We start from the raw sequence: 16,993 nt of genomic DNA on the forward strand, positions 1-16,993 counted from the left end.
CGCAGCGTTCAAGGCCCCCCGCATTCCGCCCGGCCGTCCGACCCCCGGCCCGAAGGCCGCGGTCGCACCGGCTCCGCAGCACGACTGTACTGCGGAGCCGGAGGCCGTAGCCGAAAGGTGGTGCCGGTCAGCCGCGCCCGGTCAGCCGCGGAAGTCCGCCGGGCGCTCCGGGGAGGCTTCGGCCAGCGCCTTGGTGACCGCGTCGACGCCCTCGCGCAGACCGTAGACCGGGGTGCCGGGCTGCTGGCGCCAGGAGTCGTCCAGGCCGCCCGCGTCCACGGAGTCGAAGCCGAGCTGGTCGATGAGGGCGCGTACGGTCTTCTTCGCCGCCTTGTCGTCGCCCGCGACCGGCAGGGCCATCCGGTCGGGGTGACCGGCGGGGAGGGGCCGATCGAGAATGTCCTGGGCGAAGGTGCCGTTGAAGGCCTTGATCACCGGGTGCCCGAGGTGGGTCTCGACCCAACGGCTCTCGGGCTGGCCGTCGTCCTCGATGGCGGCGATCCGGCCGTCGCGCTGCTGCGGGTAGTAGTTGTTGGTGTCGATCACGGTGAAGCCTTCGGCGGCGCCGTCGAAGAGGCCGCCCGGCAGGTCGGGCACGTTCTTCAGCGGGACGGTGACCACGACGAGCTCCGCGCCGCGCGCTGCCTCGGCCACCGTGACGGGGGTGGCTCCGGTCTCCTCGGCGAGGTCCGTCAGGGTCTCGGGCCCACGGGAGTTGGCCACCGACACCTCGTGGCCGAGCGAGGCGAGCCGACGGGTGAGGTTGCCACCGATGTTGCCGGCGCCGATGATGCCGATCTTCATGACTGCTCCTGTACGTGCGGATTCGGGTGTCGTGTCTGTCCGAACTCCGCCGGGAGGCGCGGCATTCCGCCCTGGAGCCGCTGATTGTGCGGGACTGCGGGACTGCGGGACTGCCGGGCTGCGGGCCGGTGGGTCAGGCGCCTTCGGCGAAGGCTCTGGCGGTGGCCAGCTCCGTGCCGCTGTGGCCGTGGATCGCCTCCAGGTACTGGTAGGCGTCGGCGCCGACCGGCACGCGCTGAGGGGTGTCCGGGGTCGCGACCAGACGCAGGACCAGGGCGGCGAAGTCCTCGGGCCGACCGAGGACGGGATTGTCCGTCATCCCCCGTACGCCGTCCCGGGTTTCGTCCACGGCCGCGCCACGGTAGGCGGGGATCCGGACGGCGGTGTCGGCGGCCGTCACGCCGTAGCGGGTGGCGAAGCCGCCGGGCTCCAGCGCGGTGACCCGGATGCCGAACGGCTCGACCTCGGCCGCCAGGGCCTGGGTCATGCCCTCCAGGGCGTGCTTGCCGGCGACGTATGCGCCCATGCCGGGGAACGACACCCGCCCGGCGAGGGAGGAGACGTTGACGATGTGGCCGCTGCCGCGCGCCCGCATGCCGGGCAGCGCCAGCCGGGCGAGCCGCCACGGCGCCACCACCAGGATCTCCAGCTGCTCGCGCAGCTCCTCGTCCGAGACCTCCTCGACGGCGCCGAGCAGGCCGGTGGCGGCGTTGTTGACCAGCACGTCGATGCCGCCGAGCTGCTCCTCGGCGGCGCGGACGGCGGCTGCACAGCTGTCGGGGTCGCGGACGTCGAGGGCGGCGACGCGGACCATGTCGGGGTGGGCGGTGGCCAGTGCGTCCAGGGTGGCGGGCTTACGAGCGGTGGCGAGCACGGTGTCGCCGGAGGCGGCCACCGCCTTGGCCAGGGCCGCCCCGAGCCCGGAGGAACATCCCGTCACCAGCCAGCGGCGTGTCATGGTCTCTCCCTGGGTGTGTCCTGCCGGCTCCCGGCCGCCGTCCGGCCGGGAGCAAGGCTCCACACTAGAAGAGGCTGCACCCGGCGCGCCCGTGGTTCGGCCCAACTCGCAGGTTCGGCGGCAGTGTTGAGGTGGTCGCCGCCGTACGGGAGCTGGGTCAGTTGGCGGCTGCGCCGGAGTCGCCGAGACCGGCCACGTCGGCGCGCAGGGCCGGGAGGGAGGCGTACATCGTGCCGCCGGGGCAGTCGGTGGCGAGCCAGTCGCGGTGGCCGCTGATCAGGTCGACCGGCTTGGTCACGCCGTTGACCGGGTTCACGAAGGTCACGTGCGCCTGCGGGTCGAGCTTGTGGGCGGCGGCGAGCACGGCGAGCAGCGCGGTGAGCGACTTGCGGGCGGCGTCGGTCGGGGCCTGGTCGGTGAGGGTGCCGAGCAGGGCGATACCGAGGTTGCCCGAGTTGAAGCCGGCGGTGTGGAAGGCGGTCACGCCGTTGCCTGCGGCGTCGTGCGCCGGGATGCCGTCGTCGCCGGACCAGCGGCCCTCGTAGATGCGACCGGCCTCGTCGATCAGGAAGTGGTAGCCGATGTCACCCCAGTCGTTGGTGATCGCGTGGTACTGGTAGATGGCGCGGACGGTGGCCGCCGGGTCGGCGTCGGCGTTCGGGGTGTCGGTGTGATGCACCGTCAAGGTCTGTACGGGGTAGTACTTGGGCGGCGAGTTCTCGACGCCGTTATTGAAGCGCTTGGTCTCGTCGGCGCCCCAGGCGGCCCGGGACAGGTACTCGACGCCGCCGATGGTGACGGGCGTGGTGGGCGAGACCGCCGCCAGCCGGGTCGGCCCGTGGACGGTGTCGATCGCGGCGGAGCGGACGTTGACCGCGCCGTCGGGCAGCCGCAGCTCGTAGCCGTGCGCGCCACCGGCGGCAACCAGCGCCGTGGCGGCGGTGTCGGCGGTGGCGGTGCCGGCGGTCCTGGCGCCCGGCGAGGCCTGGTCCGGGCCGCCCGCGCAGCCGGCCGGGAGCGGCTTCCAACTGCCCGGCTTGCCGTCGTCGTCGTGCAGGCGGATGGCGGCGCCACGCTTCGGGCCGTCCCAGCTCACCCCGACGTAGCGGATCGGGAAGTCGGTCCGGACGGAGGTGGCCTCCGAACCCGCGAGCGACCGCGCCCGGGTGGTGGGGACGTTGACGGTACGGGCACCGGCGGCCGGGGCCGTCCCCGGCGCGGTGGCTCCGGATGCGGTGAGCGGCGCTGCGGAGGCGGTGCCGCCGGGGGCGACGGCGAGCGTCGCGGCGGTCGCGCCAAGCGCTCCGATGAGGGTGCGTCGGGAGACGGCGGGTCGTGCGTTCGGCATGGGTGTCCAGTTCGGGGCGTCGGGGGCGGAACAACGGGGGGCGACCACACGCTCCGGCTCCAGCGCCCCCCGCTGACCTGCTGATCTGTCCTCGGAAATGTACACGACCGATCGTCTGCGATCGCTTCCATCGGCCGCATCCCACCCCGCGAGTTGCCCGATCGGGCAGGCTCATCCGGAGCTCATCCGGAGCTCACCCGAGCCTCACCCGAGCCTCACCCGGGCCTCACCCGGGCCTACGCGTGGCTGCCGGAGGCGGGGGAGAGGGGCTGCGGGGAGTGCGCGACCGCCGGATCCGCGGGGGCCGGCAGGGCGTGGATGTGCGGGTGGGTCCGGGTGGCGGTCCGGGTGGCCGTGTGGGCGGCGACCAGGGTGCGGAGGGCCTGCTCGGAGGGGGCGTCGGCCGGGGTGAGGACGACCAGGGAGTGGTCGGGGCTCTGGAGGACGGCCAGCGTGTCGTAGCAGACGGTGAGTTGGCCCACGGCAGGGTGCAGGATGCGCTTGGAGCCGTGGGCGCGCTCGCGGACGGTCTGGTCCTCCCACCAGGCGGCGAACTCCGCGCTCTGGGAGCGCAGTTCGTCGATCAGGGCGAGCAGCGAAGGGTCGCTCCGGTGGCGTGCCAGATTGGCCCGCAGATTGCCGACGGTCTCCCGGGCGATCCGGTCCCAGTCCAGTTGACTCTCCCGCGTGGCGGGCGAACGGAACAGCAGCCGGGCCGCGTTGGCGGCGTCCCCGCTGCCGAATCCGGCACCGAACAGGGCGCTCGCCGCAGCGTTGTGGGCCTGCACGTCGAAGCGGTGGTCGATCACGTACGCGGGCCAGAGCGGCATGCCGTCCAGCAGCACCCGCAGCGAACCGCCGAGCGGCGCCGGCCGTGGCGGGAGCACCGGCAACTCGCCCCGGGCGATGAGGTGCAGGTGCCGGTGCTCGGAGGGGGAGAGCAGCAGCGCCGTGGCGAGCGCGTCCAGGACGGCAGCGCCCGGGGTGCCGACCCGGCCCTGTTCGAGGCGGATGTACCAGTCGATGCTGACCGCGGCGAGCTGGGCCACCTCCTGGCGCCGAAGCCCCGGCGTCCGGCGCTGCCCCAACGGGGGCAGGCCGACCTGCTCCGGTTGCAGGCGCGCCCGCATCGCCCGGAGGAACTGCGCCAGTTCGGGCCCACGCGTGCTGTGCTGACTCGCCATGAACTCATGATCGGCAGGGGCCCGAGTGCTGTCCAGCCGCGAGGGTGGCACGCCGCGTACCAGGCTCGGGAGAGCCTTCCCGCAGCTCGGTGGGCGGCGGCAGGGTGGTGACCGCACCAACTGCCGCCGATCACCAGGGATTCACCGTGAACCGACCGAACCGACTGAACCGCACCGCCGCCGCCCTGACCGTGGCCCTGACCGCCGCGGCTGCGACGCTGGGCCTGGCACTGACCGGGACGGGGGCCGTGGCGGACGCGCTGCACCCGGCCAAGTCGTCGACCGGCGGCTACGGCTACCAGGCCGTCCGGCAGGGCGTACCGACCGCCGCCGCCCGCTTCACCGTGAGCAGCCCCGACGTCCGCGAGGGTGGCGCAGTCCCGCCGGGCTCCTGGGCCGACAACTTCGGCTGCTCCGGCGGCAACGGCCAGCTGCGGCTGGCCTGGCACGGTGCCCCCGCCAACACCCGCAGCTACGCGGTGACCATGTACGACCCGGACGCGCCGACCGGCGCCGGGTTCTGGCACTGGCTGACCTGGGACGTCCCTTCGACCGCCACCGCCCTGGGGGCGACCCCGCCCGCCGGTTCCGTCGTCGGCACCAACGACGCCGGGCGGGCCGGCTACCTCGGCCCGTGCCCACCGGTGGGCGACATCACGCACCGGTACCAGATCACCGTCTACGCCCTGGACGTGCCCAGCCTGGGGCTGCCCGCCGCCACACCGCCCTCCGTCACGACCTTCACCATGAGCGGACACATCCTCGGCTACGCGCGGATGACGGCCACCGCCCGCCGCTGATCAGCCAGGCCCGGCCCGGCCGGCCCTGCGCTTCCGGCCGTACGACGGCGAGCCGTGCCCGTCGGCCGCCGCAACGGCCCGATAAGTTTTTCCCGAGCAAGTCCGCCACGGGTGTCGAAATCGCGAAGCCTGTCTCTACCTATGGGTGAAGGCCCCGCGAAGGGGGCCCGGGATCGTGAGGAGCAGGGCCGTGAAGTACATGCTGTTGATGCAGTTCAGCGAGCGGGGTACGGATTTCGCGCCGATCACCGAGTGGACGCAGGAGGAGATCCGGGCGCACATCGGGTTCATGAAGGACACCAACACCCGACTCACCGGCACGGGCGAGCTGGTCGACGCGCAGGGGCTGGCGATGCCCGCCACCGCGAAGATCGTCCGCTCGCACGCGGGCGGGACACCGCTGATCACCGAGGGGCCGTTCGCCGAGACCAAGGAATTCCTGGCCGGCTGGTGGATCGTCGACTGCGAGAGCCCCGAGCGGGCGGTGCAGATCGCCGCCGAGGTCTCCGCCGCACCCGGCCCGAAGGGCGACCCGCTGAACATGCCCATCGAGGTGCGCGAAGTGATGTCCGGCCCGCCGACGGAGCTCTGAGCAGCTCTGCCCGGCACCGACCAGACCCCCGACGACCTGCTGCGCACTCTGGCGCCGCGGGTCGTCGGGGTGCTCACCCGGCGCTTCGGTGACTTCGACAGCGCGGAGGACGCCGTCCAGGAGGCGCTGCTCGCCGCCGCCGTCCAGTGGCCGCAGGAGGGCACGCCCGGCAACCCGTACGGGTGGCTGGTCCAGGTCGCCTCCCGCCGCCTGATCGAACAGGTGCGGGCGGAGCAGGCCCGGCGCCGACGCGAGGACCGCTCGGCCCGCGAACTCCCGGCGGACCGCCACAGCGCGCCGCCCGCCGACGAGGTCGACCAGGGTGGGCAGGACGACACCCTCACCCTGCTCTTCCTCTGCTGCCACCCCTCGCTGTCGCCCGCAGCGGCCGTCGCACTCACCCTGCGCTCGGTCGGCGGCCTGAGCACCGGCGAGATCGCCCGCGCCTTCCTGGTGCCGGAGCCGACCATGGGGCAGCGGATCAGCCGGGCCAAGCAGCGGATCAAGGCATCTGGCGTGCCGTTCCGGATGCCGGAGCCCGAGGAGCGGGCGGAGCGCCTCGACGCCGTGCTGCACGTGCTCTACCTGATCTTCAACGAGGGCTACAGCAGCACCACCGGGCCCGGCCTCCAACGCACCGAGCTCTCCCACGAGGCGATCCGGCTCGCGAGGACCGTGCACGCGCTGCTCCCGCACGACGGCGAGGCCGCGGGGCTGCTGGCGCTGATGCTGCTGACCCATGCCCGCAGCGCTGCCCGGACGGGCCCGGACGGAGAACTCGTGCCGCTCGCCGAGCAGGACCGGAGCCGGTGGGACGCCCCCGCGATCGCCGAAGGCGTGGCCCTGGTCACCGCTGCCCTGCCGCGCGGACCAGTCGGCCCGTACCAGCTCCAGGCGGCCATCGCCGCCGTCCACGACGAGGCGCCGAGCGCCGGGGAGACCGACTGGCCGCAGATCCTCGCGCTGTACGAGGTGCTGGAGCGCGCTTCGGGCAGCCCGGTGGTCGCCCTGAACCGGGCGGTCGCGGCGTCCATGGTGCACGGCCCGGCGGCCGGTTTCGACGCCCTGGCGGCGCTGGAGGCGGACGGGCGGCTGGCCGACCACTACCGGGTGTCCGTGGTGCGGGCCCACCTGTTGGAGCAGTCGGGCGACCGTACGGGCGCCGCAAGGCAGCTCCGCGCGGCGGCCGAACGCACTGCCAGCCTGCCGGAACGGCACTACCTCACCCTGCACGCGGCCCGGCTCGACGCGGCGGCACCGACGGAGTGACCGGCCCGCGAGGCCGCCCAGCTGCCGTTGGGCGCGCCGCTGGGGCGTCAGCGCACCTGGCCGGCCGCAGCCGCTATGAACGCCCCCACTGCTGCCTCGAATTCTCGTTCCATACGCACCACCTCCCGGCGGTCGACCGCCTTGAAGACCTCACCGGTCGCAGCGAACGCCGCCTCGGCGAGCCGCTGCAACTCGACATCCTCGCTGACCAGTTGCAGCTTGAACCGGGCAGTCTCGGCACGCGCGCCCAGCCGGTCGCGCTCCAACCGGGCGGCCCTGAAAGCATCTTCGTCGCGCGGTGACTCCCGGCCGCGGAACCAGAGCGTGATCGCGCCGCGCTTCAGCTCGGTCACCGCGCTCGCATACTCGCTGTACGCGGCGAGGCGTTCCTGCCGCAGCCGCTCGTCACGGCTGATGGCCTCGGCCCGCTCCGCCGTACGCCGCTGGAACAGGTAGGTGCTGAGAGAGCCGATCAGCGTGCCGACGACGGCCACCAGGCTGGCGAGAACTGTGTCCACGTCCAGGAGTTGAGCACAGCTCGGACCATTCGGGGAAGACGCCTCCCATAGCGGTCAGTAGGCGGTCAGGACCGCCACGCCGCGCGCCGCGAGCTGCTCGACGACCGGGTGGTGGGGGTCGGCGTCGGTGATCAGCCCGCTGATCTCCTCCCAGGGCAGGACGCGGAACCGTGAGGCTGCGCCGATCTTTTCGGACGAGGCGAGGACGTAGGTGTCTGCGGCCCGTGCGGCGAGGGCGCGCTTCATCGCGGCCTCCTCGACGTCGCCGGTGGTCAGCCCGGCCTCGGGGTGGACGCCGGTGACGCCGAGCAGGCAGAGGTCGGCGGAGACGTTCTGGGCGGCCTCCACCGCGGCGGCGCCGCAGGTGACCGCCGAGTGCTTGAAGACGCGGCCGCCGAGCAGGAAGAGCTCGGCCTGCGGGTGGTCGAGCAGTGCGGCGGCGATCGTGGGGCTGTGGGTGATCACGGTGCAGGCCAGGTCCGGCGGGAGTGCACGGGCAACGGCCAGGGCCGTGGTGCCGCCGTCCAGGATCAGGGCGCTGCCCGGCCGTACGAGCGCGGCGGCCGCTGCGGCGACCTTCCGCTTGCCGTCGGGGGTGACGGCCTGCCGGGCGGTGTAGTCCGCCACGGCGGGGGAGACCGGGAGTGCTCCGCCGTAGACCCGGTGGCAGAGCCCCTCGGTGGCGAGGTCGCGGAGGTCGCGCCGCACGCTGTCCTCGGAGATGCCCAGCTCGACGGCGACGTCCTTGGCGACGATCTTGCCCTCGCGGGCCAGTAGGCCGAGCAGGTGGTCGCGTCGTTCGGCAGCCAGCATCCGTGTTCTCTCCTGTTCTTGCACGTTTCTGCATGTATCGTACCGGATCATGACCGACAAGCCGCCGCCCGCCCGCACCACCGAGCCCCACCGCCCCGGCATCGACACCCCTGACCACCGTGGCCGCACCGGCCTCGACCAGGTCGGGCGCGACCTGCACCGCAACCCCGACGTCGTGGTCCGCGACGTGGAGCTCACCTCGCAGGGCTGGCACGTCCTGCGCCGCACCACCTTCGACCACCGGCGCCGCGACGGACGCTGGGCCACCCAGCAGCACGAGACGTACGACCGCGGCAACGGCGCGGTCGTCCTGCCGTACGACGTCCAGCGCGGATGCGTGCTGCTCACCCGCCAGTTCCGCTACCCGGCCTACGTCAACGACCACCCGGACGGCATGCTCGTCGAGGCCGCGGCAGGGCTGCTCGACGGCGACGACCCGCTCGCCGCAGTCCGGCGCGAGGCCGCCGAGGAGCTCGGCGTCGCGCTCGGCCCGCTCACCCACGTCTTCGACGCCTACATGAGCCCCGGCTCGGTCACCGAACGCCTGCACTGCTACGCGGCCCCCTACACGCCGGCCGACCGCACAGGGGACGGCGGCGGGCTGGAGGGCGAGGGCGAGGACATCGAGGTGCTCGAACTGCCCTTCGCCGACACCCTCGCCATGATCTGCGACGGCCGCATCGCCGACGGCAAGACCATCATGCTCCTCCAATGGGCCGCCCTGGACGGACCCTTCGCCCCCGCCGCGCCCTGCACGAGCGGGCAGGGCGTCGCGATTCGGGGATGATGGGGGGATGGCTCATCTCGGACTGGTTGCCGTCGTCGTGCGGGACTACGACGAGGCGATCGCGTTCTACGTGGACGTCCTCGGCTTCGACCTGATGGAGGACACTCCGGTGGGCGGCGGCAAGCGGTGGGTGGTGGTCCGGCCGCCGGGAGCGCAGGAGACGGGTGTCCTCCTGGCCAGAGCCGCGACCGGCGAACAGTACGCCCACATCGGGGACCAGACCGGAGGACGCGTCGGCTGGTTCCTGAACACCGACGACTTCGCCCGCGACCATGCGCGCATGAAGGCGGCCGGGGTCACCTTCGAGGAGGAGCCACGCGCAGAGCAGTACGGCCTGGTCGCCGTCTTCCGTGACCTGTACGGCAACCGCTGGGACCTGATCCAGCTGCATCGGGACCGCCTGCGGGAGCAGAGCTGACGGAGCAGCAGGTTGTTGCCTCCCACCTGCTGGGGCCGTGCGGCGCCGCCTCCTGGGAGGGGGTCAGGCTGCCGAGTACCAGATCTGGGCGTTGGTGCCGTTGCAGGTCCACAGGTCCAGCGGGACGCCCGGGGTGCCGGTGGACCTCGGGTCGTCGAGGCACTTGCCGGAGGTCGGGTTCAGCAGGTAGCCGGTGGGGGAGAGCAGCCACTGCTGGGCGGCTGAGCCGGAGCAGGGGGCGAGCTGGACGGGGCTGCCGACGGCGCCGGTGGGGCCGGCGTCCAGGCAGGCGCCGGTGGAGACGCGGAGGGTGCCGTCCTTGACGAGCTGCCAGTTCTGCGGCGGGGTGGGGGTGGAGCTGCAGCCGTGGAGGCTGACCGAGCCGGCGTTCTCGACCGCGCCGCTGAGGCAGAGGTTGGCCGCCTTGTTGGTGAAGGCGCTCCAGATCGGCTGGCCGCCGTAGGGGTAGCGCCAGTCCTGGCCGTCCGCGCCGCAGCTCCACAGGATCAGCTGGGTGCCGTTGGTGGTCGAGGAGGCCGGGTCGGCCAGGCAGAGGCCGGACTGCGGGTTCAGCAGGCCCTTGGCGTTCTGCGTCCACACCTGAGAGCCGGTGCCGTTGCAGGGGTAGAGCTGGACGGGGGTGCCGTTGGTGGTGCCGCCGCTGGTGACATCTAGGCACTTGCCGAGGGCCTGGACGGTGCCGTCGTTGCCGATCGTCCAGGTCTGGCCCGGGGTCGCGGCGCAGTCCCAGATGTCGGCCGGCATGCTCCAACTGCCGGTTTTCGCACCGTTGTTACCGGCGTCGAGGCACTTGCCGGGGAGGCCGGAGGTCAGGTTGCCGGTCGGTAGCCCGATGGCCGGCTGGTAGGAGAACGAGGTGGTGGCGAGCCCGGCGCCGCCGTTCCAGATCTCGAAACCAGCCTGTACGGAGCAGAGTTGACCGGTGGCGGGGACGAAGCCACGGACCACGGCGTCGGAGGTGACGGTGCGCAGGTTCAGGTCGTAGACGGAGGTGGTCGGCGTGGTCATCAGGTAGCTGATGACCTGCTTGCCGGTGCCGGTGTCCTGGTACTGGTAGACCTGGTACGTCCGGCCGCCGAGGGTGACCTGCTGGGTGGCGGTGCCCAACGGGACGGGCCCGCCCTGCCGGTTGAGCCAGAGCATCAGCTCGTGCGAGGTGGTGGCGCCGCAGCCGCCGGCGGTGTCCGCGTACCAGATGTCGTAGGAGGTGTCGTACTGCCCCGCGACGCCGGTGGTGGTCCGCCAGCTGGTCAGCGTGTCGCCCATGGTGGCCACGGGCGTGGGGAGTTCACCGGTGCGGGGGAGGTACTCGATGCGGGTGTACGCGCCGGGGGCGCCGGGCCGGGTGTTGGTGGCGCTGGTGAGCGCGCTGGTGGCGACGGTGAAGTTCGCGCCCCCGTCGCTGCTCATGCAGACCTCGGCCGAGGAGTTCCACTCGTCCGGCATGATCAGGTACCGGCCACCGCCCACGGCCGCCGAACCGTACGGGCCGTTGGCGGAGGTGCACAGCGACACCGGCTGGTCGGCCTGCGCCGCTCCGGCGAATCCGCCCTGCACGCCGCCGACCAGTGCGAGGGCCACGAGAACGGCGCGCGCCTGCCGTCGGAGCGAACTGTGGCCGGAGCGGTCGAGAAGGTGATGGAGCTTCAAGTGTGCTTCCCCCTGGGAGAGACGGGCGTGTCCGACAAGATCAGACTGTAGCGGGCACGCCGCCGCCGATCGCACACCCGTTCGTGCACTCGTGCGGACCGCTACCGGGGCAGCTCCTCCAGGACGGCCTGGGCCGCGTTGTGGCCCGGGATGCCGCTGACCCCGCCACCGCGCACGGCCCCGGCGCCGCACAGCAGCACGTTCGGGTACGCCGTCGCGACGCCCCAGCGGGCCGCAGCGCCGTCCAACGGCCCGGTGGCGAACGGGAAGGAGAGGTCCTGGTGGAAGATGTGACCGCCCGGCAGGCCGACCTCCCGCTCCAGGTCCAGCGGCGTCTTCGCCTCCACGCAGGGCCGTCCGTCGGCGTCCGCCGCCAGGCAGTCGGCGACGGGCTCGGCCAGCACCAGGTCGAGCTGCGCCAGACTCGCCGCCAGCGCACGCTCCTTCGCCGCCGGGTCGGTGAACAGCCGTGCGGGCATGTGCAGTCCGAACAGGGTGAGCGTTTGGAACCCCTGCCGGACGGCCTCGGGGCCCAGGATCGACGGGTCGGTGAGGGTGTGGCAGTAGATCTCCGACGGCGGCGCCGACGGCAGTACGCCCGCCGCCGCCTCGGCGTAGGCCGCCTCCAACTGCCGGTAGCCCTCGGCGATGTGGAACGTCCCGGCGAAGGCCTCGCGCGGATCGGCGGCGGTGTCCCGGAGCCGTGGCAGCCGCCGCAGCACCATGTTGACCTTCAGCTGGGCGCCCTCCGGCGCGGGGCCGGGATCCTCGCCCATCAGCCGCGCGAGCGTCGCCGGAGCGGCGTTCACCAGCACCCGGCGGCCCGCCACCAACACCTCGCCGTCACGGTGGCGGTACGACACCTCGGCGGGCCCGACGCCGTCGGTGGCGATGGCCGTGACCTCGCAGTCGGTACGGATCTCCGCGCCCGCCGCCAACGCCGCCTCCGCCAGCGCACCCGTCACCGCGCCCATCCCGCCGACCGGCACGTCCCAGTCGCCCGTCCCGTTGCCGATCACGTGGTAGAGGAAGCAGCGGTTCTGCAGCAGCGAGAGGTCGTGGGCATGGGTGAAGGTGCCGATCAGCGCGTCCGTCAGCACCACGCCGCGCACCAGGTCGTCGGCGAAGTCCCGCTCGACGGCCTCGCCCAGCGGCCGCTCGAACAGCGCCTCCCACGCGGCGTCGTCCGCGACCCGCCGACGCAGCTCGGCCCTGGTGGGCAGCGGCTCGGTGAGCGACGGGAACACCCGCCGGGCGACCTGCCCGGTCGTCCCGTAGAAGCGCTGCCAGGCCTCCCACTCCCGCTCCGAGCCGGTCAGCGCCCGGAACGACTCCCGGGTCCGGCCCGGGTCGGCCGCATCCACCAGCAGCCCGGTGGGCTTCCCGTCCAGGGCGGTGGGCGTGTACGAGGAGATCCGCCGACGCCGCAGCTCCAGCCGGAGCCCGAGCTCCCGGACGACCTTGTGCGGCAGCAGGCTCACCAGGTACGAGTAGCGCGAGAGCCGGGCGTCGACCCCCGCGAACGCGAAGTCCGACACTGCCGCCCCACCCACCCGGGCCAGCCGCTCGAGCACCAGCACCCGGTGCCCGGCCCGCGCCAGGTACGCCGCCGCCACCAGCCCGTTGTGTCCGCCACCGACGATCACCACGTCGTACCGAGCCCGCGAGTTCGCATCCACGCGGCCACGCTACGGCACCCCACCACCCCGGGAAAGAGGCACGCGGGCCTACTGCACGCGGGCCCACTGTTCGTCAGCTGCCTGCCGTCAGACCGGGGATGTAAGCCTCGGGGCTAATAGCCGACAGGCGGGGTCAGACGGTGGTCGGATGTGTCCGGGACGGGCCCGGTGACAGTGTTCGGGGCATGAAGACCTCACCGTTCAAGGGCCGGAACACACTGACGCGCCGTCGTATGCTGGGCGCCGCACTGGCGGTCGGAGCCGCCGCACCGCTCAGCCTCTCCGGCGCCGCCTGGGCGGCCCCGGTCACAGCCCCGGCCGCCCCCGCAGGCCCGGCGCGGCTGACCCTTCCGCAGCCCACGGGGCCGCACCCGGTGGGCACCGTCGCGCTGCACCTCCTCGACGCCTCCCGTCCGGACCCGGTGGCGGGCCCCGGCCGTCACCGCGAGCTGATGGCCAGTGTTTGGTACCCGGCCGGGCACGTCGACGGCCACGCACCCGCGCCCTGGATGGCCGACGGCGCGCTGCGGGCGTTCCTCACGGACACGGGCTTCACCATCGACCCCGCACTCGGCCCGCTCACCTCCGGCCACGTGGGCGCCCCCGTCCACCGCTCGGGCCACCGCCTGCCCGTGGTGGTGTACTCGCACGGCGCGCACAGCCACCGCGCCGACCACACCGTCATGGTCCAGGAACTCGCCAGCCACGGCTACGTCGTGGTCACCGTCGACCACACCTACGACGCGTTCACCGAGTTCCCCGACGGCCGGGTCCTCGTCCCGCTCAGGGGCGGCGAACACCCGATGGGGCCGAAGGACTTCGCCGCGGACATCCGCTTCCTCCTCGACTGCGTCGAGGACCTCGCCGCCGGGCGCAACCCCGACGCCGACCGCCGACCGCTGCCCGCAGGCCTGCTCCACGCCCTCGACCCGCACCGCATCGGCATGTTCGGCTGGTCGAAGGGCGGCACGGCGACCGCCCTGACCATGCTCGCCGACCAGCGGGTCCGCGCCGGGCTGAGCCTCGACGGCCCGATGCAGCCGACCATCACCGCAGACCTCGACCGGCCGTTCATGATGATGACCGCCGAGTTCACCCGGGCCGACCAGCCGGACGTCGCCGAGTTCTGGCCGCACCTGCGGGGCTGGCGGCTCAACGTCCAGGCCGACGGCGCCGTCCACAGCTCGTACGGCGACAACCAGGTGCTCATCCCGCAAGCGGCGAAGATCCTCGGCATGACCGACGAGCAGCTCAAGGCGTGGATCGGCACCCTCGACCCGGCCCGCGCGGTACGGATCCAGCAGGCCTACCCGCCCGCCTTCTTCGACCTCCACCTGCGCCACCACGACGGCCACCTCCTCGACGGGCCGTCCCGGGCCTTCCCGGAGGTGAAGTTCCTCCCGTAGCACCGCCAGTTGACTGTCCGGCAGGGCAACGCCGCTGTTTGGTCGGTCGGAGTGCGGGAAGACGCTGCCCGCGAGGCGCCGGGCAGCGCGCCTCTCCGACGGGAGGCGGACACACCATGAGCCGGGACGACACCAGAGCGGACGGCACCACGAGCGCCGAGATCCAGGTCGAGCTGTTCGGGCCGATGCCGGGAGGCCAGGTCCAGCTGTCCGCCCTCTGGAGCTACGACCCGCGCGATCCGTTCGCCGTCCACGTCGACTTCCGGCTCCCGTTCGACGGAGCGACGCGCTGGACCTTCGCCCGCGACCTGCTGGCGGCCGGCCTGGACGTGCCCTCGGGCGACGGCGACGTGGCCCTCGCGCCCGAGCTGGGGCACCGCCGTGTGCTGCTCATGCTGTGCGGCAGCGGTGGCGCGGCCGTCCTGCGGTGCGAACAGGCCTCGCTGCACGGCTTCCTCAACAGCACCTTCGCCGAGGTGCCGGGCGGAGCCGAGCGCTGCGCGGAGGAACTCGACCGGTGGCTGAAGACCGTCCAGCCCGCCTGAAGCAACGCCGGGGGTCGACCGACGGGCGACAGCTCCGGCAGAGAGGAGGACATCCGTGTGGAGCGTGCTCAGGCCGATCGGGGTGGTCGGCGCGGTGGTGCTGGCTGTCCTCGCGGCGGACCGCCTGGTGCTGCTGACGTCCCGTCGGCTCGCGGGGCGGCTGCCGGATTCGCAGCCGCTCCGCCTGCTGCGCGACTGCCGCCTGCCGACACTGCTGACGCTCGGCTCGCTGCTGCTGCTCGCGGCCGAGCCCGGCATCGGACTCACCGCCCGCGCACGGGGGCCGATGCGGCACACGCTGCTTCTCGTCGTACTGGCCGTCGGAGCCTGGCTCGCCACCCGGCTCGTGACGCTGCTGATCGACGGCTCGATGGCGCACTACGCACGCGAGCGCCGCGACCCGGCCCAGCTGCGCCGGGTGCGGACCCAGACGGTGATGCTGCGCCGACTCGCCGGCGCCGCCATCGCCGTGCTGGGCCTCGCGGCGGCGCTGATGACCTTCCCGCAGGTCCGTGCCGTCGGCGCCAGCCTGCTCGCCTCGGCGGGGATCGCCGGGCTGCTGGTCGGAGTCGCCGCGCAGAGCACCCTCGCCAACATCTTCGCGGGCATCCAGTTGGCGTTCGGCGACATGGTGCGGCTCGGCGACGAGGTCGTGGTGGCGGGTGACTGGGGCACGGTCGAGGAGATCACGCTGACCTATGTGGTGATCACGACCTGGGACCAGCGGCGGATCGTGATGCCGGTCTCGTACTTCGTCGGCAAGCCGTTCGAGAACTGGTCCCGGCGCGACCCCGCGATCACCGGGACGGCCCTGCTCCATCTCGACCACCGGACGCCGATGGCCCGGCTCCGGACGGAATTCGACCGGCTGCTCAAGGAGACCCCCTGGTGGGACGGCGCAGGCAGCGCGCTCCAACTGGTCGACACAACCCCCACCACCATCGTCGTCCGCGCGCTGATGACCGCGCGCAGCGCGTCCGACGCATTCGAACTGCGCTGCTGGGTCCGGGAAGGGCTCATCGCCTTCCTCTGCGAGCACGCCCCGGAGTCGCTGCCGCACATAGGCGTATCCCACCGTACGGAAGCGGACTGACCCGTCCCCGTCCCCGTCCCCGTCCCGCGCCGGGCCCGCTCACTTCGGGCGGCGGCGGGCCCGGCGCGGGAAGCGGCTGCTCACCCGCTGCTCGGGACGCCGCTCCTCCTGTTCGGCGATGGCATCGAGGACCTGCTGGTCGGCCGCCGTCAGCGGTGGCTGCAGCAGGCTGCGCGGCCAGAGCCGGCGGGCCCGGACGACGTTGACCTCGGCGGCGTACACGGTCACCTGCGCGCTCAGGTACAGCCACCACAGGAGCCCCAGCACGGTGCCGAAGAAGCCGAAGACGGCCGTCGCGTGCCGCAGCTCGTGCGTGACCAGATAGCCGCCGAACGCCTGCAGGGCCGTCCACGCGGGGCCCGCCAGCAGGCAGCCCGGCAGCAGGGACCGGGTGTCGGCCTGCGCAGGCGTCAGAATCCGGAAGGAGACGAGGAAGAGGCCGATGTTCAGCACCGCCGAGCCCAGCAGCCCCAGCACCCGGCCGATGCCGCCACCTGCCACCCCGCCCACCACGGCGGCGCCCGCAGCGCTCAGCACCAGCCCGAGACCGAGCACACCGAGCAGCAGCAGACCACGGCCCAGCCGGGGAAGGAACCCCGGCCGACGCACGCCCGGGACGGCCCACACCTGCGCCATCGCGAACTGCAGCACCTGCGTGACGCCGAGCGAGCCGTACAGCAGCCCGACCAGCCCGACGACCAGCGCCAGGCCGCTGCCCTGCAACGACGAGACATTCTGGCTGAGCTGGCTGCCGATGATGGGGAAGTCGGCCAGGGCGGAGTTCAGCACCGCGTGCTGCGCCCCCGGGCTGTCGTGCAGTACGTAGCCGAGGATCGTGGTGAGCAGAAGCAGCAACGGAAAGACGGCGGTGAACGCGTAGTAGGTGATCAGCGCGGCCAGGAGGCCGCCGCGGTCGTCACCGTACTTGCGCACCACGCCGACGACGAAGCCCGGGGCGGTGCGGCGCTGCTGCATGCGGTCCAGGGCCCGGACCGTCCGTTCCGCGGCGTTCACGGCCACCTCCTGGGTGCGGGTTGTCGGGGCTGGGCGTCTGCCCGTGATACCGGGAGTCACACCCGGCGGCCTCCCGCCGGCGCGCACGCGCAGG

At 73.1% G+C, this 16,993-nt stretch carries 17 protein-coding genes; 8 read left to right on the plus strand and 9 right to left on the minus strand.

Annotated features, from left to right (window positions below; translation table 11 throughout):
* Positions 1-141: 141 nt before the first annotated feature.
* From ACR68M_RS34450 to ACR68M_RS34465, 4 genes are all read right to left on the minus strand, one after another.
* Positions 142-804, minus strand: coding sequence for an NADPH-dependent F420 reductase (locus ACR68M_RS34450; protein WP_441248100.1), 663 nt, complete (start codon positions 802-804; stop codon positions 142-144).
* Between the two features lie 133 nt (positions 805-937).
* Positions 938-1,762: an SDR family oxidoreductase gene (locus ACR68M_RS34455; protein WP_441248101.1), complete on the minus strand. Its 825-nt coding sequence runs from the start codon at positions 1,760-1,762 to the stop codon at positions 938-940.
* A gap of 157 nt (positions 1,763-1,919) precedes the next feature.
* Positions 1,920-3,110: an N-acetylmuramoyl-L-alanine amidase gene (locus ACR68M_RS34460; protein WP_441248102.1), complete on the minus strand. Its 1,191-nt coding sequence runs from the start codon at positions 3,108-3,110 to the stop codon at positions 1,920-1,922.
* Positions 3,111-3,346: 236 nt separating this feature from the next.
* Positions 3,347-4,294, minus strand: coding sequence for a helix-turn-helix transcriptional regulator (locus tag ACR68M_RS34465; protein ID WP_441248103.1), 948 nt, complete (start codon positions 4,292-4,294; stop codon positions 3,347-3,349).
* A gap of 146 nt (positions 4,295-4,440) precedes the next feature.
* On the opposite strand from ACR68M_RS34465, the gene ACR68M_RS34470 reads away from it, so the two are divergent.
* The 3 genes from ACR68M_RS34470 to ACR68M_RS34480 all read left to right on the plus strand — a co-directional run bounded on the left by ACR68M_RS34470 (position 4,441) and on the right by ACR68M_RS34480 (position 6,955).
* Positions 4,441-5,094 (plus strand): YbhB/YbcL family Raf kinase inhibitor-like protein, encoded by a 654-nt coding sequence (locus ACR68M_RS34470; protein WP_441248104.1) that lies wholly within the window; start codon positions 4,441-4,443, stop codon positions 5,092-5,094.
* Between the two features lie 199 nt (positions 5,095-5,293).
* Entirely contained in the window at positions 5,294-5,686 is a 393-nt protein-coding gene (locus ACR68M_RS34475) for a YciI family protein (protein WP_441251791.1), read from the plus strand.
* Between the two features lie 69 nt (positions 5,687-5,755).
* A complete protein-coding gene (locus ACR68M_RS34480; protein WP_441248105.1) occupies positions 5,756-6,955 on the plus strand; it encodes an RNA polymerase sigma factor in 1,200 nt (399 codons plus the stop codon).
* Positions 6,956-7,002: 47 nt separating this feature from the next.
* Here ACR68M_RS34480 and ACR68M_RS34485 read toward each other — a convergent pair whose 3' ends face one another.
* On the minus strand, positions 7,003-7,473 hold the full coding sequence (locus ACR68M_RS34485; protein ID WP_441248106.1) for a hypothetical protein: 471 nt from the start codon (positions 7,471-7,473) through the stop codon (positions 7,003-7,005).
* Positions 7,474-7,527: 54 nt separating this feature from the next.
* Positions 7,528-8,286 carry a DeoR/GlpR family DNA-binding transcription regulator gene (locus tag ACR68M_RS34490; RefSeq protein WP_441248107.1) on the minus strand — a complete coding sequence of 253 codons (759 nt, stop codon included), beginning with the start codon at positions 8,284-8,286 and terminating at the stop codon, positions 7,528-7,530.
* 49 nt (positions 8,287-8,335) lie between these two features.
* Here ACR68M_RS34490 and ACR68M_RS34495 point away from each other — a divergent pair, with 49 nt between their 5' ends.
* Positions 8,336-9,073, plus strand: a complete 738-nt coding sequence (locus tag ACR68M_RS34495) for an NUDIX domain-containing protein (RefSeq protein WP_441248108.1) — start codon at positions 8,336-8,338, stop codon at positions 9,071-9,073.
* Between the two features lie 7 nt (positions 9,074-9,080).
* The gene (locus tag ACR68M_RS34500; RefSeq protein WP_441248109.1) at positions 9,081-9,491 is read left to right on the plus strand and encodes a VOC family protein; all 411 of its coding nucleotides are present in this window, start codon (positions 9,081-9,083) and stop codon (positions 9,489-9,491) included.
* A gap of 63 nt (positions 9,492-9,554) precedes the next feature.
* Here the strand turns inward: ACR68M_RS34500 and ACR68M_RS34505 are convergent, their stop codons facing one another.
* A complete protein-coding gene (locus ACR68M_RS34505) occupies positions 9,555-11,162 on the minus strand; it encodes a ricin-type beta-trefoil lectin domain protein (protein WP_441248110.1) in 1,608 nt (535 codons plus the stop codon).
* A gap of 101 nt (positions 11,163-11,263) precedes the next feature.
* Complete coding sequence (locus tag ACR68M_RS34510) at positions 11,264-12,841, minus strand: phytoene desaturase family protein (RefSeq protein ID WP_441248111.1); 1,578 nt, start codon at positions 12,839-12,841, stop codon at positions 11,264-11,266.
* A 185-nt stretch (positions 12,842-13,026) separates the two neighbouring features.
* Between ACR68M_RS34510 and ACR68M_RS34515 the strand changes: the two genes are divergently transcribed.
* The 3 genes from ACR68M_RS34515 (at position 13,027) to ACR68M_RS34525 (ending at position 15,885) form a co-directional block, all read left to right on the plus strand.
* On the plus strand, positions 13,027-14,247 hold the full coding sequence (locus tag ACR68M_RS34515) for an alpha/beta hydrolase family protein (RefSeq protein ID WP_441248112.1): 1,221 nt from the start codon (positions 13,027-13,029) through the stop codon (positions 14,245-14,247).
* 116 nt (positions 14,248-14,363) lie between these two features.
* Entirely contained in the window at positions 14,364-14,792 is a 429-nt protein-coding gene (locus ACR68M_RS34520) for an SsgA family sporulation/cell division regulator (protein ID WP_441248113.1), read from the plus strand.
* Between the two features lie 55 nt (positions 14,793-14,847).
* The gene (locus ACR68M_RS34525; protein WP_441248114.1) at positions 14,848-15,885 is read left to right on the plus strand and encodes a mechanosensitive ion channel family protein; all 1,038 of its coding nucleotides are present in this window, start codon (positions 14,848-14,850) and stop codon (positions 15,883-15,885) included.
* Positions 15,886-15,924: 39 nt separating this feature from the next.
* Here the strand turns inward: ACR68M_RS34525 and ACR68M_RS34530 are convergent, their stop codons facing one another.
* Positions 15,925-16,899: a YihY/virulence factor BrkB family protein gene (locus tag ACR68M_RS34530; RefSeq protein ID WP_441248115.1), complete on the minus strand. Its 975-nt coding sequence runs from the start codon at positions 16,897-16,899 to the stop codon at positions 15,925-15,927.
* Positions 16,900-16,993 lie beyond the last annotated feature (94 nt).

The sequence above is a fragment of the Kitasatospora sp. McL0602 genome (genome assembly GCF_052076145.1).
Lineage (GTDB): Bacteria > Actinomycetota > Actinomycetes > Streptomycetales > Streptomycetaceae > Kitasatospora.

What these genes read in the sequence shown, in the direction of transcription:
- ACR68M_RS34460 (WP_441248102.1), bottom strand. Translation starts at nt 3,110, where the DNA reads ATGCCGAACGCACGACCCGCCGTCTCCCGACGCACCCTCATCGGAGCG.
- ACR68M_RS34465 (WP_441248103.1), bottom strand. Translation starts at nt 4,294, where the DNA reads ATGGCGAGTCAGCACAGCACGCGTGGGCCCGAACTGGCGCAGTTCCTC.
- ACR68M_RS34495 (WP_441248108.1), top strand. Translation starts at nt 8,336, where the DNA reads ATGACCGACAAGCCGCCGCCCGCCCGCACCACCGAGCCCCACCGCCCC.
- ACR68M_RS34455 (WP_441248101.1), bottom strand. Translation starts at nt 1,762, where the DNA reads ATGACACGCCGCTGGCTGGTGACGGGATGTTCCTCCGGGCTCGGGGCG.
- ACR68M_RS34475 (WP_441251791.1), top strand. Translation starts at nt 5,294, where the DNA reads ATGCTGTTGATGCAGTTCAGCGAGCGGGGTACGGATTTCGCGCCGATC.
- ACR68M_RS34490 (WP_441248107.1), bottom strand. Translation starts at nt 8,286, where the DNA reads ATGCTGGCTGCCGAACGACGCGACCACCTGCTCGGCCTACTGGCCCGC.
- ACR68M_RS34520 (WP_441248113.1), top strand. Translation starts at nt 14,364, where the DNA reads ATGAGCCGGGACGACACCAGAGCGGACGGCACCACGAGCGCCGAGATC.
- ACR68M_RS34500 (WP_441248109.1), top strand. Translation starts at nt 9,081, where the DNA reads ATGGCTCATCTCGGACTGGTTGCCGTCGTCGTGCGGGACTACGACGAG.
- ACR68M_RS34450 (WP_441248100.1), bottom strand. Translation starts at nt 804, where the DNA reads ATGAAGATCGGCATCATCGGCGCCGGCAACATCGGTGGCAACCTCACC.
- ACR68M_RS34515 (WP_441248112.1), top strand. Translation starts at nt 13,027, where the DNA reads ATGAAGACCTCACCGTTCAAGGGCCGGAACACACTGACGCGCCGTCGT.